General features: G+C 64.3%; 11 protein-coding genes. 4 read left to right on the forward strand and 7 right to left on the reverse strand.

Features of this window, described 5'->3' with window-relative positions; translation table 11 throughout:
- Positions 1-39 precede the first annotated feature (39 nt).
- Positions 40-999, forward strand: coding sequence for a hypothetical protein (locus TEF_21085; protein ID ANK83017.1), 960 nt, complete (start codon positions 40-42; stop codon positions 997-999).
- Here TEF_21085 and TEF_21090 read toward each other — a convergent pair whose 3' ends face one another.
- The 4 genes from TEF_21090 to TEF_21105 form a co-directional block, all read right to left on the reverse strand.
- The gene (locus TEF_21090) at positions 1000-3333 is read right to left on the reverse strand and encodes a hypothetical protein (GenBank protein ID ANK83018.1); all 2334 of its coding nucleotides are present in this window, start codon (positions 3331-3333) and stop codon (positions 1000-1002) included. It abuts the gene before it with no gap.
- A 212-nt stretch (positions 3334-3545) separates the two neighbouring features.
- Positions 3546-5078, reverse strand: a complete 1533-nt coding sequence (locus tag TEF_21095; GenBank protein ANK83019.1) for a methylmalonyl-CoA carboxyltransferase — start codon at positions 5076-5078, stop codon at positions 3546-3548.
- Between the two features lie 89 nt (positions 5079-5167).
- On the reverse strand, positions 5168-5857 hold the full coding sequence (locus tag TEF_21100; GenBank protein ANK83020.1) for a hypothetical protein: 690 nt from the start codon (positions 5855-5857) through the stop codon (positions 5168-5170).
- Positions 5854-6537, reverse strand: coding sequence for a hypothetical protein (locus TEF_21105; protein ANK83021.1), 684 nt, complete (start codon positions 6535-6537; stop codon positions 5854-5856). The genes TEF_21100 and TEF_21105 overlap by 4 nt, the downstream gene beginning before the upstream one ends.
- A 27-nt stretch (positions 6538-6564) precedes the next feature.
- Here TEF_21105 and TEF_21110 point away from each other — a divergent pair, with 27 nt between their 5' ends.
- On the forward strand, positions 6565-7014 hold the full coding sequence (locus TEF_21110) for an NADPH-dependent 7-cyano-7-deazaguanine reductase QueF (protein ANK83022.1): 450 nt from the start codon (positions 6565-6567) through the stop codon (positions 7012-7014).
- A gap of 66 nt (positions 7015-7080) precedes the next feature.
- Here the strand turns inward: TEF_21110 and TEF_21115 are convergent, their stop codons facing one another.
- Complete coding sequence (locus TEF_21115; protein ANK83023.1) at positions 7081-7899, reverse strand: flagellin; 819 nt, start codon at positions 7897-7899, stop codon at positions 7081-7083.
- 250 nt (positions 7900-8149) lie between these two features.
- Positions 8150-8848 (reverse strand): hypothetical protein, encoded by a 699-nt coding sequence (locus tag TEF_21120; GenBank protein ANK83024.1) that lies wholly within the window; start codon positions 8846-8848, stop codon positions 8150-8152.
- Between the two features lie 406 nt (positions 8849-9254).
- Here TEF_21120 and TEF_21125 point away from each other — a divergent pair, with 406 nt between their 5' ends.
- Together TEF_21125 and TEF_21130 are read left to right on the forward strand one after the other, a co-directional pair.
- Positions 9255-10937 carry a 2-isopropylmalate synthase gene (locus tag TEF_21125; protein ID ANK83025.1) on the forward strand — a complete coding sequence of 561 codons (1683 nt, stop codon included), beginning with the start codon at positions 9255-9257 and terminating at the stop codon, positions 10935-10937.
- 261 nt (positions 10938-11198) lie between these two features.
- Entirely contained in the window at positions 11199-12890 is a 1692-nt protein-coding gene (locus TEF_21130) for a hypothetical protein (GenBank protein ANK83026.1), read from the forward strand.
- A 1102-nt stretch (positions 12891-13992) separates the two neighbouring features.
- Here the strand turns inward: TEF_21130 and TEF_21135 are convergent.
- Entirely contained in the window at positions 13993-14496 is a 504-nt protein-coding gene (locus tag TEF_21135; protein ANK83027.1) for a hypothetical protein, read from the reverse strand.
- Between the last annotated feature and the right edge of the window lie 22 nt (positions 14497-14518).

A 14518-nucleotide genomic window follows, 5' to 3' on the forward strand; every position in this document is an offset into this window, starting at 1 on the left:
AACATTGCCGGAACGGACGGCGGCTGGCATCCTGCGTGGATGGCGGAGAGCAAGGAAAAGCCGGTCTGGGAGCGGATCGCGGAGCTGGGTTTCGCCGACGCCGTGGAATCGAGGGGATTCAGGCGAGTCGGCAGGACGCACTGGCGCCTCGACGGCGACGGCATCGTCCACCACGTCAAGCTCTATCGCGGGTTCTCGACCGAACCCGGTTCGTTCCGGGATTTCCTTGGTGTCTATATCCCCCAATTGGACGAAATGTGCGAGCGGGTGGGCGAATGGCGGCGAAGCCGTCGAATACCCTATGGGACGGCCCCCATCCATTTTGAAGATAGTATTTACGAACGCTATGTTGATGCCGAATTTGAGCGATACTGCCATATGTATCCGGCGGGCCGAAAAGGCAGACCCAGCTTCACCCTTGGTTTCTTGCGACCATTGCCATTTTACGAATCACGAATCACCGCCGATTCTGGAAGTGGCGCATGGTTGAGCCAAGGGGCCGACCTTCACGAATTGACGTGTACCGTGGCGGAATCGTGGCTCCGCTACGCTTGGTCGGATATTGGACAGGGCCCTGACTATCTGTCGTACTATGCTCAGGTGCTAAGAAAGGGACTTGGTCGCACCCACTTTCCGAGATCGGTCAGCTTCATTCTGGCAAAGATTGCGGAGGATGGAGAAATGATTGAAAATCTGGGCCACAAGCTCTTCGAGCGCGCCTCTCTCGATTTTGCGACCGAGCAGGATCGTGTGAAAAATCACCGAATGCGGCTGGCTGGCGGCCCTGGCTCAAAGAATCCCGTTCTGCAGCAGGAACTCCGGATCGAAATAGAGAAGGAAACGGTCCAGAACGTCTTCAGACCCAGACAGGTCGCGAGGAAGATTTTGCGTCATTCGCAAATTCTCGGCTATGACATCAAGGATCCCGGCATTGATTTTGACGAACTCGAACGAGCGGAGCGGAATAAAAGATGGGGGCAATGGCTGGGAGCCAAGTGATCAAAGCGAGAGGCCTTCTGCCGCCACAAGGGCCGCTTCCACGGCCGATTCAAGAGTGATAATGACAGAGGTATTGCGATCCAATTCGTGAATCGTTCCTACCCCCTCCACAACAGCAGCAACGACTTCGCTTGAATATCCCTTGCTTTCCAATACCGCACGAATTTTATGTTCCAGCCTGTCTCGCGGTATTATATGAATTGGCGTCCTGATAATCTCCGATGAGGAAATTTCGATTTCCAGATCCGTTGCCCGTAGGGGCATGATTTCATTTTCAGCGTCACCGATACTGTCGTCGAATTTCTTCTGATTTGGTGAAAGTTTCGCCCGCCCGGATTTCACATCACCCGCCACTCCCTTGACTCGGTCAACGGTCTCAAACATGCCTTTCCGGGTCGAAGGCACAATGTCTCGCATTCTCATAGTATCAAATATTCTCACTATTCCAGCTCGATTCTGGAAGGCAAGGGGCAACCTCCGCCCCGCGCTATCCATGGCTAGATCACCCAATTCAAATAGTGCTGCAACGACCTCTTGCCCCTTTCTTCCGCTGATCGGATTCAAGGTATTTTGTATTCGTGTAAGTTCTTGGCGTGGCAAGGTGGCCAAGGCCGGATTTTTCTTTGCCATCTCGAATACGGAGAGTGCCTTTCCCTTCATTCTGTATTTTGAAATCATTTCGGTAGTCACAAGGAAGACTGCCTGCCGCCTGATAAAATCTTCATGCTCTTCGTCAGGAATGCCGAGTTTCCTCAGGTTTCGCCGCGCTTTCAGCGAGAACTTTATCGGGTCGCCGATGATCGGCACCAGTCCGACCATGGCGAGGGACGCGTCGGAGAGGTGCTGCAGGCGCTCTTCGGCCGTGTCGGCATTGGCGGCGTGCCACAGGGCAAGAATGCCGTCGTGTATGGCGAGCGCATCTCCGGCGACAGGTACGAAGTCGAGCAGGAGGCGGAGGTCTTTTGGGCGGAGCCCCATTCCTTCGCCGATTCGGGCGAGAACGCGCTGATTGGCTTCGGTCGCTGAAAGGTCCGGATCGGCGTCGAGATAGCGCTGCTTGAGAATGTCTGCCTGGGCCAGGACGCGGCGCCGGTAGTCGAGCCCGTCCGAAGCCTTCATGCTGTCGAGTTGCGGCCCAAAGGGATCCTGCACGCTGCGGCGCGTGTGGAGCGTCAGACGCCGCAGACGGTCCTCGATCTGCTCGGTGGTGAAGGATCCGACGATCCGCTCTTCCTGAGCGGTAATCTCGCTCAAGCGTTCCGGATTTTCCGCGGCGCGCGCAAAGGGCGTGCTTCGGAGCATGCGATGGACACGGTCGAGGTCCGGATCACCCGTGACCCCGGGAACCGCAGCGGCCTCGACACGGTCGGATGCCTCGCCGCCCTGTGCCGGGCTCGCCGCGTCGCCGCGCGCCGCCGCCTCGGGCCGGGCGGCGTCTTCGTCTACGCCGGCCGGTCCGGTCGTTTCCGGGTCGCCGCCGAGGCTGTCCTCGCCCGAACCGCCGTCGAGCGCGTCTTCGCCTGCTTCACCATCGAAGCCGTAGAGCGCATCGGTGCGCCGGGTCTCGGCCATGTGGGCGAGGCCGTGGGCGCGGAGGGTCTCCAGCATCGCCGCCTGGGTCTGCGGACGGGCCTCCGGGTCGGCGGAGATCAACAGCGGTTCGGCTGCGGCGGGGCCGGATGCGGGGTTCTCGATGTCGAAGCCGAAGGCGCGGTCGAGGGCCGGCTGCAGCAGCTCGTCGAGCCTGGCCTGGGTCGGCCCGAAGGGGTCCATCCGCCGGTCGGTCTTCAGCCCGAAGCGGCGCTGGAAGGCGCCGAGGCCGAATTCGAAATCATGATCGTCGGCCTTGCCCGTCAGGCCGTCGGGCCGGCGCACCTTCTCCGGCGGGTAGTAGCCCAGCAACCCCAGCGCCGCCTTGGCCGCCTTCACATCCGCCTCGCGGTTGGCGCCGCCCTCACCGACCGACAGATCAAGCGGCAGGTTGGCGCCCCGGCCCAGCAGGTCCCGCGCCGGCCGCTTTGCACCCGCCGTCGCCTTCGCGTGCCGGGCCGCGTCCAGCGCCTGGGCCGTCGGGCCCGCCGGACCCATCGCGCCGTCCGGCTCCAGACCCTTCGACTTCTGGAAGGCCTTCAGCCCCTCGAACAGCCGCCGCTCGGCGACCGGCTGGAAGCCCAGATCCGGCCAGGGCCGGTAATGGCCCACATCCGCCAGCGCCCGTTGCGCACCCACGATGTCCTCCCCGCGCATCGGCGTCTTCGCCGAAACCCAGTGGGCGGGGCGGAAGGCTTCGGGCGTGCGGAAGGACCGCGTCGGCGGGGTCGGGATGGCCGGCATCTGTCATGCTCCCTGGCTGGGCGTCGCACATGACAGAGGTATTTATACCGGCACAGCCTTAAGCGTGCCGGGATTCTTCAGGCAGGCCGAGAAGGGGTGCTCCGGGAACAGGGCGGTGCTGCTCCACCACGGCGAGCCTCACCCCCCTCTCCCTTCGAGGGGAGGAGAAGTCATTTCGTCCGAAACCAGGAACAATGCCGAATCGCGACCGCTCAGAGCGGGATGTTGTCGTGCTTCTTCCAGGGGTTCTCGAGTTTCTTCGACTTCAGCATCCGAAGCGACTTGATGATCCGGAAGCGGGTGTTGTGGGGCATGATGACGTCGTCGATGAAGCCCCGCGCGCCGGCGATGAAGGGGTTGGCGAAGGTCTGGCGGTACTCCTCGGTACGCGCCGCGATCTTCTCCTCGTTGCCGATGTCGGCGCGGAAGATGATCTCCACCGCCCCCTTGGCGCCCATCACCGCGATCTCCGCGTTCGGCCAGGCCATGTTGACGTCGCCGCGCAGATGCTTGGAGCTCATGACGTCATAGGCGCCGCCATAGGCCTTGCGCGTGATCACCGTGACCTTCGGCACCGTCGCCTCGGCATAGGCGAACAGCAGCTTGGCGCCGTGCTTGATGATGCCGCCGAATTCCTGGGTCGTGCCCGGCAGGAAGCCCGGCACGTCGACGAAGGTGACGATCGGGATGTTGAAGCAGTCGCAGAAGCGCACGAACCGCGCCGCCTTCTTCGCGCTGTCGATGTCCAGACAGCCGGCGAGCACCATCGGCTGGTTGGCGACGACGCCCACGGTGTGCCCTTCCATGCGGCCGAAACCGCAGATGATGTTCTTGGCGAATCCCGGCTGGATCTCGAAGAAGTCGCCCTCGTCCACGACCTTCTCGATCAGTTCCATCATGTCGTAGGGCTTGTTCGGATTCTGCGGCACCAGGGTGTCCAGCGAATGCTCCTGGCGCTCCGGGTCGTCGAAAGTGGGCCGGTGCGGCGGCTCCTGCCGGTTGGAGGCGGGCAGGAAATCGATGAAGCGCCGGGTCTGGGCGATGGCCTGGACATCGTTCTCGAAGGCCAGGTCGGCGACCGAGGACTTCGTCGTGTGGGTCACCGCGCCGCCAAGCTCCTCCGCCGTGACGGTTTCGGCCGTGACCGTCTTCACCACGTCCGGACCGGTCACGAACATGTAGGAGGTGTCCTTGACCATGAAGATGAAGTCGGTCATCGCCGGGCTGTAGACCGCCCCGCCGGCGCAGGGGCCCATGATCATGGAGATCTGCGGCACCACACCCGAGGCCAGCACGTTGCGCTGGAAGACGTCGGCATAGCCGGCCAGGCTGTCGATACCCTCCTGGATGCGGGCGCCGCCCGAATCGTTGATGCCGATGACCGGCGCGCCGACCTGCATCGCCTTGTCCATGACCTTGCAGATCTTGCGCGCGTGCATCTCCGACAGCGCGCCGCCGAAGACGGTGAAATCCTGGCTGAAGACGAAGACCAGCCGGCCGTTGACCGTGCCGTAGCCGGTGACCACGCCGTCGCCCGGCACCTTGTTCTCGGCCATGCCGAAATCGGTGCAGCGGTGCTCGACGAACATGTCCCATTCCTCGAACGAGCCCTCGTCCAGCAGCAGTTCGATGCGCTCGCGCGCGGTCAGCTTGCCGCGGCCGTGCTGCGCCTCGATGCGCTTCTCGCCCCCGCCCAGGCGCGCCTTGGCGCGCTTCTCTTCCAGCATCCGTACGATGTCCTGCATCCGCCTCTCCCGGCGCCATTCCCCAGATATGGCCCCTCGATAGCATCGGGCATTCGGCCCCGCCAGCCCTTTGGCGGGACGCAGCCCTGTCAGAGCGCGCCGATCAGGCGCTCCACCCGGGCCAGTTCGCCGCGGATCGCCGCGCGCCGGTGCGCGGCCTCCGCGTCCTCGCCCCACTCCTCGATCTGGAAGCTCTCGTCGAGCTGCGCCGCATCGAAGGCGGCGGCGGCGTCCACCCGGCGCTCCACCAGGGCCAGGCCGATGACCAGCGAGCCCGCCGCGCCGGCGGCGACCGACAGGCCGACCAGCCGGAAATCGTCATAGCTGCGGACGGCGCCCTCCAGCGCCGCCAGCGCCGCCGGGCTCTGGCGCACCGGGTTCAGGCTGGAGGTCACCTGCAGCCTGGCGCCGAAACGGTCCTCCGCCCAGTCCAGCAACGGCCGCCAATGCGCCTGCTGACGCTCGATCAGGCGCTGAGGCTGGTCCGCCCAGTAGCAGAGCATGTCGGCATCGGCGAAGCGCGCGACAGCTCGCCGGGTGTCCTCGCGGCGGCCTGCGAAGCCGTCGACGGCCGTGCCGGCCATACGGGTCAGCGGCATGGACTGATGATCGATCTTCTCGCCCTGAGCCGCCCATTCGCCCGCCACCAGATCGGCCAGCGCCCGGGTCGGGAGACGGAAGGGCTGCCGCGCGGGCGTGCGCATGGCGCGGCCGTCCAGGCGGACCTCCCAGCCCCCCGGCGCCTCTTCCACGCCGACTTTCTCGTAGAAACGCTTCACGCCGCCCGGGCTCCCCCCAGCAGCGCGGCGACGGCGGCCGGGATCTCGTCGCCATGACCCACGATCCGCGCGGCGCCCGCGCCTTCCAGTTCCCCGGGCGGATGATAGCCCCAGGCGACGCCGATAGCGCCGCAGCCGGCGGCCCGCGCCATCTCCATGTCGTAACTGGTATCGCCGATCACCACCGCGTCCGCCACATCCACGCCGGCCTCGGCGCAGGCCTGCAGGCACATGTCGGGCGCGGGCTTGCCGGCCATGACGTCGTCTGCGGTCTGCAGCGTGACGAAGCGGCCCTCCAGCCCCAGTCGCTCGACCACCGCGAACAGGCCGCGCCGCGACTTGCCGGTGGCGACGCCCAGCAGGTAGCCCGCCGCATCGAGCGCGCCGATGGCGTCGAGCACGCCGGGAAAGTCCGGTTCGGGCAGGTCGCCGCCGGCGCGCAGCTCCCGGAACAGCGCCTTGTAGGCGCCCGCCACCTGCCAGACGTCCGACGCGCCTAGTTCCGGCGCCAGCCGGCCCACCGCCTGGTCGAGGCTGAGCCCGACGACGCGCTTGACCGCGTCCGGGTCGGGTGCGATCAAGCCGAAGCTCAGGAACGCCTGCTGCATCGAGCGGACGATACCGTGCTGGCTGTCGACGAGCGTGCCGTCGCAGTCGAAGATGACGAGCCGAAGGGTCATCCCGCCAACCTGCCACAGGACCGGGCCATGAATGATGCGGTAAAATATCTCGGAAAGCAGAGCGCCGTGCCGGAGAGCCCCGGGGAAGCGGTGCTGGACGCCGTGCCCGATCCGCATCCGGACGCCAAGTACGTGGTGCGGTTCACCGCACCGGAGTTCACCTCGCTCTGCCCGGTCACGGGCCAGCCGGACTTCGCGCGGCTGGTCATCGACTACGTGCCGGCCGGCCGCATCGTCGAGAGCAAGAGCCTGAAACTGTTCCTGGGGTCGTTCCGCAATCACGGCGCCTTCCACGAGGACTGCACGGTGACGATCGCGAAGCGGATCGTGGCGGCGATCGGGCCGGACTGGCTCAGGATCGCCGGATACTGGTACCCGCGCGGCGGGATACCGATCGACGTCTTCTATCAGACGGGAGAGCCGCCGGCAGGAGTCTGGCTGCCCGAACCGGGCGTCGAGACCTATCGCGGGCGGTAGGGTAGCGACATGAAGGGGGACCGGCCCGGAGGCCGGCCCCGATCATGTGGGTGCTCCGCCGCCGGCCTAGCCGAACAGCGAGAGGATCGACTGCGGCGCCTGGTTGGCGATCGAAAGCGCTTGGGTGCCGAGCTGCTGCTTGATCTGCAGCGCCTGCAATCGGGCGCTTTCCTTGGCCAGGTCCGCGTCCACCAGGTTGCCGACGCCGGTGTTCAGGCTGTCGATCAGCTTGTCGACGAAGTTGGTGTGGATATCCAGCGTCTTGGCCCGGGTGCCGAGCACCGCGAGCTGCTGGTTGGCGGCGTCGATCGCCGCATCGATGCCAGAGCGGGCGGCGGCGGCGTTCGTCGCCGTGGACAGGCTGAGCGCGCTCAGCGTCAGTCCGGCCGTCCCCGTGGTCATGTTCTGCGCCGTCACCGTGATGGTGTCGCCGTCCGGATTGGCCAGCACCGACATGGAGCTGACGGAACCGTCCAGGGCGTTGAAGCCGTTGAACTCCGCGTTGCCGACGATGGTCGCGATCTGGTCGCGCAGCGCGGCAAAGTCATTCTGCAGCGCATTGCGGCTGGAGGTCTCGAGCGACTGATCGAGGGCCGCGACGGCCTTCTCCTTCATCTCGATCAGCAGATCCGAAACGGACTGGCCGGCGGCCAGACCCACATCGATGACGCTGACCGCGTTGTCGAGGGCCGTCTTCACGGCCTCGAAGCCGGCGATCTCGCCGCGCATGTTCTGCGCGATGGCGAAGACGGCGCCATCGTCCTTGGGACCGGCGATCTTCAGGCCGGTGTTGATCCGGGTCTGGACCTCGGAAAGATCCCTGTTGGTCGCATTGAGCTGCTGCAAGGCCAGCATCGCGCCCGTATTGGTGTTTACCGAAAGCATTTCTCTCTCCTGTTCAGACGGGCTGCCTTCATGAGCCCCGCGGTTCACCCACAAGCGCCGATATGGCGCAGGCCTCACAACTCAACCGCCGTGCCAGTCGAGAAAATCCGCGCCAAACCGTTGTGTTAAATAAGCTTTCTTGAATCTTCCGGACGCGGGCCGCCAGGACGCCCCGGCAGGATTTGCCGCTGCAGGGCGCGCTTCGTCGTCGAAACAGGGTCAGAACTTGCCGGGCGCGGCCCGGCCGCGCTCAGGTTTCGCCGGAACCGTCGCCGTCCGGAACGGGGGCGATCGTGGCCCGGTCGATCGGCAGGGTCCCGCTGCTCATGACGGCCAGCACCGTGTCGGCCAGCATGTCCGGCATGACCGGATCGTCGATCAGGATCGGCCCGGGCCGGTTCAGCACCGCGTTGGAGCAGGTGGAGAGAACGATCTGGAAGCCGAAGCGGAAACGGGCGCGCACCGCCTCGTTCGCTTCCTCGGGCCAGAGCCGGCCGTAGAAATCCCAGGCGCGGCTCACGGTCTTCTGTGCGACCGGCCTCAGCGGCGAAAAGGCTTCCTTCTCGCCCAGATGACGGGCGACGACGGCGCGGACGAAGCCGGGATTGTCGCGGAAGAACTCGACGATCAGCGCGGTGACGCACCGTATCGCGTGACGCCGGTCGCCGCCGCCCAGCGCCTCGAGAGTGATCTCCCGATCGACCCGCTCGGCCATACGCGCCAGGCGCTCGCCCACAAGGGCGTCGAGCAGCCCGTCCTTGTCGCGGAAGCGCTGATAAAGGGTGCCGACCGAGCTGTTCGCCTCGGCCGCGATATCCTCCATCTTCATGCGCTCGTAACCCAGTCCTTCCACAAGACGGTTCGCCGCGTCCAGGATGGCGCGCCGGCGGCGCTGGCTACGCAACTGCTTGGCCGGAAGGACGCCTTCCGAATAGGGATCCCTGTCCATCGGTTCCTGTCATCGTGATCCGCGCCGTCGGACGTCGTCGTCGGCAATCGGCGCTTGACGGAGGCGGCGGGGCCGCCGGAGACAAAAGTGAAGTGACTTTGCTTGACGCCGGGCGGGAGATCAAGTCCCCAGCCGGGAACCCCTTTTCGGTTGACGCCGCGCGAGGCCGGGCCTAGGTTTCAGCCCATGTCCGGCGCAAAGCGTCATATCCTGCTAGGCCTCGTCCTAGGCAGCCCGGCTCTCGGATAGAGTCGGGTTAAGCCTTTCGCGCGTCGGGGCCGGGCATCCGGTCGACATCATTTCTCGAAATCGCCAAACGACTGAAGACCACGCTGCGTGCGCGGTCCGACACGGGTCACAGACCCCGACGCCTCCAAAGCTACAAGCGTCACCGGAGACAACGACCATGCCCACCATGCCCAACCTCCACAAGTACCGGGCCTTTCCGAAGATCGACCTGCCGGACCGGACCTGGCCGACGAAGACCATCGACAAGGCGCCCATCTGGTGTTCCGTCGATCTGCGCGACGGCAACCAGGCCCTGATCGAGCCGATGAACCGCGACCGCAAGGTCCGCTTCTTCCGCCACCTGCTCGCGGTCGGCTTCAAGGAGATCGAGGTCGGCTTCCCCGCCGCCTCCGACACCGACTTCGATTTCGTCCGCCACATCATCGAGAACGACATCATTCCCGACGACGTCGCCATCCAGGTGCTGGTCCAGTCGCGCGAGGAGCTGATCCGCCGCACCTTCGAGGCGGTGAAGGGCGCGAAGAACGTCATCATCCACTTCTACAACTCGACCTCGACCGTGCAGCGCCGCGTGGTCTTCGGGCTGGAACAGGAGGGCATCACTCGGATCGCCGTCGACGCCGCGAAGCTGATCCGGGAACTGATTCCGACGCTCGAGGGCAGCAATGTCCGCATCGAGTACAGCCCGGAAAGCTTCACCGGCACCGAGCTGCCCTATGCCCGCGACATCTGCCACGCAGTGATGGACGTGTTCGAGCCGACGCCGGAGAACCCGATCATCATCAACCTGCCGGCGACGGTCGAGATGGCCTCCCCGAACTACTACGCCGACCAGATCGAGTGGATGCACCGCAATCTGCGGAACCGCGATTCCGTCATCCTCAGCCTGCATCCGCACAATGACCGCGGCACCGCGGTGGCGGCAACCGAGCTCGGCGTCATGGCCGGCGCGGACCGCATCGAGGGCACGCTGTTCGGCAATGGCGAGCGCACGGGCAATGTCGACCTCGTCACGCTGGCGCTGAACATGTTCACCCAGGGCGTCGATCCGGCGCTCGACTTCTCCAACATCACCGAGTCGATCGCGGTGGCGGAATACTGCAACCAGCTGCCGGTGCACCAGCGCCATCCCTATGCGGGCGAGCTGGCCTATACCGCGTTCTCCGGCTCCCACCAGGACGCCATCAAGAAGGGCATGACCGCGGTGAGGCAGTCGAACGACGGCCTCTGGGAAGTGCCCTACCTGCCCATCGACCCGATGGACGTGGGCCGCGCCTATGAGGGAATCATCCGGGTCAACAGCCAGTCCGGCAAGGGCGGCACGGCCTATATCATGGAGAACGATTTCGGCGTCGAGCTGCCCCGGCTGCTGCAGGTGGAGTTCAGCCAGGTGGTGCAGAAGATCGCCGACACCACGGGCAAGGAGATCCTGCCCGCCATGATCTGGCAGAGCTTCGAGGACACCTATCTGGAGACCACCGAACCCTTCGAACTGGTCCGCTACAAGGTCGCCCCGGGATCGGGCGACGGCATGTCGGCGGTCGAGGCCGAAGTGATCCGTGACGGCGAAACGGTGACGGTCGCCGGCGAGGAGAACGGTCCGATAAGCGCCTTCTTCCAGGGCATGAAGGACGCCTTCGGCATCCGCGCCAACCTGACCGACTACCGCGAGCACGCCATCCACGCCAGCGAGAAGGGCAGCCGCACGCGCGCGGTCTGCTTCATCCGCCTGGCCAACCGGCATGGCGAGCAGCGCTTCGGCGTCGGCATCGACGAGAACACCACCACCGCCTCGCTGAAGGCCATCGTCTCGGCGCTGAACCGCCTGGCGAAGGTCTGAGGCCCGGGCGCAGTAAGGCGCGCGCCAAGGACGATGCGTGTCCCGGGGACGACCTCCTGCTGGGCGCCGGGATCGAGTCCCGGCGCGGGCAAGTGAGGCTGACTGGCCGGCGACAAACTCTCCCCCGTCCCGGGGCTTGACCCCGGGACCCAGGGGCGACCTTCGGGAGGGACGCCCCTTCCATGCCGGAATCGCCTTTGGTTCCCGGCCTGACGTCGCGTATATCTTCGTTGCGGAGACGACACAGGGGAGCGCGGCGTCATGCACGATCTGGTCATTCGGGGCGGCACCATCATCGACGGCACCGGCAGGGCAGCCTTCACCGGGGACGTGGCGGTCCGCCGCGGCGTGATCGTGGAGGCCGGCGGCAAGGCCGGGCCGGCGCGGCGCGAGGTCGAGGCCGGCGGGGCGATCGTCACGCCGGGCTGGGTCGACATCCACACCCACTACGACGGCCAGGCGACCTGGGACGGCGACCTGACGCCCTCGGCCTGGCATGGCGTCACGACGACGGTCTTCGGCAATTGCGGCGTCGGCTTCGCGCCGGTGAAGCCGGGCGCCGAGCCCTATCTGATCAACCTGATGGAAGGCGTCGAGGACATCCCCGAGATCGTCCTCTCGGAGGGCATCGACTTCCGCTGGGAAAGCTTCCCGGAGTTCATGGACGTGCTGGCGGAGACGCCGCGCACCATGGACATCGGCTGCCAGGTGCCGCACGCGGCGCTGCGGTTCTACTGCATGGGCGACAGGGGCGCGGACTACCAGGCCCTGCCGTCGGACGACGAGATCGCCCATATGGGCCGGCTGCTGGAGGAGGCGCTGGCCGCCGGCGCGCTGGGCTTCACCACCTCGCGGACCATCAAGCACAAGGCCGCGGACGGCCGCTTCACGCCGTCTCTCACCGCGCGCGAGGCGGAGCTGTTCGGCATGGCCGACGCCATGCGCCGCGCCGCCAAGGGCGTCCTGCAGGTCAATTCGGACTTCGAGGACGGCGACTTCGCCATCCTGCGCGCCGCCGCCGAGCGGGCCGGACGGCCGCTCTCGGTGCTGCTGATCCAGGTCGACAACGCCCCCGACCGATGGCAGGAAACCCGCGACGGCATCCGCGCCGCCAACGCGGCCGGCATCGCTGCCAACGGCCAGGTGGGCACGCGCCCGATCGGCATCCTCATGGGGCTGGAAACCTCGGTTCATCCCTTCCTGCGTCACCGTACGTGGAAGGAACTGGAGCATCTGTCACCGCGCGAGCGGTACCTGACGCTGAAGAACAACGCCGAGGTCCGGGAACGGCTGCTGGCCGAGGACCGCAGCCACGGCCACGCGAAGTGGATGGAGTTCGGCCTCGACAAGGCGCACCCGCTGGCCCTGCCGCTGGACTACGAGCCCGATCCGGCCAACTCGGTCGGCGCCCGCGCGAAGCGGGAAGGCCTGGACAAGTGGGAACTGGCGCTGGACCTGATGATGGCCGACGAGGGCAAGGCGATCCTGCTCTACCCGTTCGAGAACTATTATCACGGCGACCTGGAGGTCGTGCGCGAGATGATGACCGACCCGTACACGGTCTGCGGCGTGGCCGACGGCGGCGCCCATGTCGGGCTGATCTGCGACAGCTCCGCGCCGACCACCCTGCTTACCCACTGGGGTCGCGACCGCCGCCGCGGCGAGCGCTTCGACCTGCCCTTCCTGGTGAAGAAGCAGACCCGCGACACCGCCCGCGCCTACGGGCTCACCGACCGCGGCACGATCGAGGCGGGCATGAAGGCCGACCTCAACGTCATCGACTTCGACAATCTCGCCGTGACCATGCCGGAGGTGGTCTACGACCTGCCCGCCGGCGGACGGCGGCTGATTCAGCGCGCGAAGGGCTACCGCCACACCATCAAGGCCGGCGTCGAGACGCTGGCCGGCGGGGAGCTCACCGGGGCCCGGCCCGGCGGCCTGATCCGAGGGTAACGGTCAGGAGGCGAATTTCGCATCCTAAGTTGTTGTTGCTAGGAGAATTCCGCAGGGCCAAAATGATATTCATAATCAACGCGTCGCACGATCAACTTATTTATACACCGCACCGCCACCTTACCATCAGCCACCGGATGACCAAACAGCGCTAGATTTGGAATTGACAAAGATTCCTCAATTTCTTTTGTAGATGGGAATCTGCGAAGCGAAATACCGTATGCCGTACGCAATGGCTCCGCACCAGTTCTAAGAACGCTAAAAAAGGACGGAAATAATAATCCATCATAGCCCTTCTTATACGCCGTTTCTGCAATGAATCTTGCCAAATCATATGAATGCAAGCCGGCCATAAAAAGAAAATGAATTGCCAAATCCAAACTTTCAAATTCCGTACAGTTTTCATCCAAAAGTTTGGTTAAATTTAGGAGTTTCAGTTCCTTTTTTGGCTGGAGCGTGGCGCAATATATTTCATCTTCTACAGTGAATCTACACTCGTGAATGCATGTATCTATGTCTTCCGACGCATACAATACAGATAGATTATCTGAATCTAAACGACCGTGCCCAGATAATTCAACAGGAGGAGAGTCATACTCTTTATCATTATCGGGATTTTTCGGCAATTTTCTAATTCTATAGAATTTTTTTCATTTCCAATAACTACACTTGGGTATTTTGAAAAAATCTCATTTACCTGACCATTTCTCCGGACCGGATCAAGCAATCTTTTAAGAGGCTCAATTTCACCTATCATCCATAACCTAGGGCCATAATGGAAGAAGCCGACCCCCAATTGCCTGCAAGCTAACTCTATATCTTCATTCAGTTCTTTTTGCGAACTTATTTCATTTTCTCTCTTGTCATTGAATTGAATAATGGGAGCAAATCCATACTCCTGCCTTGTCATGGTTCCCATCACGAAAAATCTGTGGACGAGGTGTATGCCCGTTTCAGTGTCCAATTTTCTCCCGGCGCTAGATCCGCAATGACTGCAGACAACGTTGTCGACCGCTCCTAGTCGTTCCGCATCAAGGCGCAGACCTTCATCACGAAAGCAGTCTGAGCAGAATGCGTAACTCTGACTCGGCTCATCCACGATCTAGAACACCAGCGTACGGCGGACATATTGCCGCCAGTCATCCTTCGGGCTCTGGCAGATGCGGTCGCGGCCCTGGCGGGTGATCAGCGCCACGGCGCCGCGCCGCCAGAGCCGGACGAACAGCTCCGGGTCGGAGAGCGCCACCTGATGCAGCGCCGGGCCCTGCAGCGGGCGGATGTGCTTGCGCGAAAACAGCACCAGCGCCAGCAGCAGCAGCGCGAAGGTGATGAAGCCGAGCGACATCTGGGATCCGACGACGCGATAGCTGATCTCGTGCAGGCCGAGCCACTCGGCCAGCGCGAACCAGGCCGCCATCAGCGCCAGCGAAATCGGCAGGAACCAGTCGCGGATCAGTACCGCGCGCCGGCCGACCTGGGCGGCCAGTACGTCGCGGAACCCCTCGACGCGGCGCGCCTTGCGGTAGCTGATGTGCATGGACATCTGTCCCTGTTCCATGCCGAGCCGCATGGCCTCGAGCAGTTCCGGATCGCCATCACGCGCCATGGTGCGCTCCAATCCGGTCTGC

This window comes from Rhizobiales bacterium NRL2, assembly GCA_001664005.1.
Taxonomy (GTDB): Bacteria; Pseudomonadota; Alphaproteobacteria; order Minwuiales; family Minwuiaceae; genus Minwuia.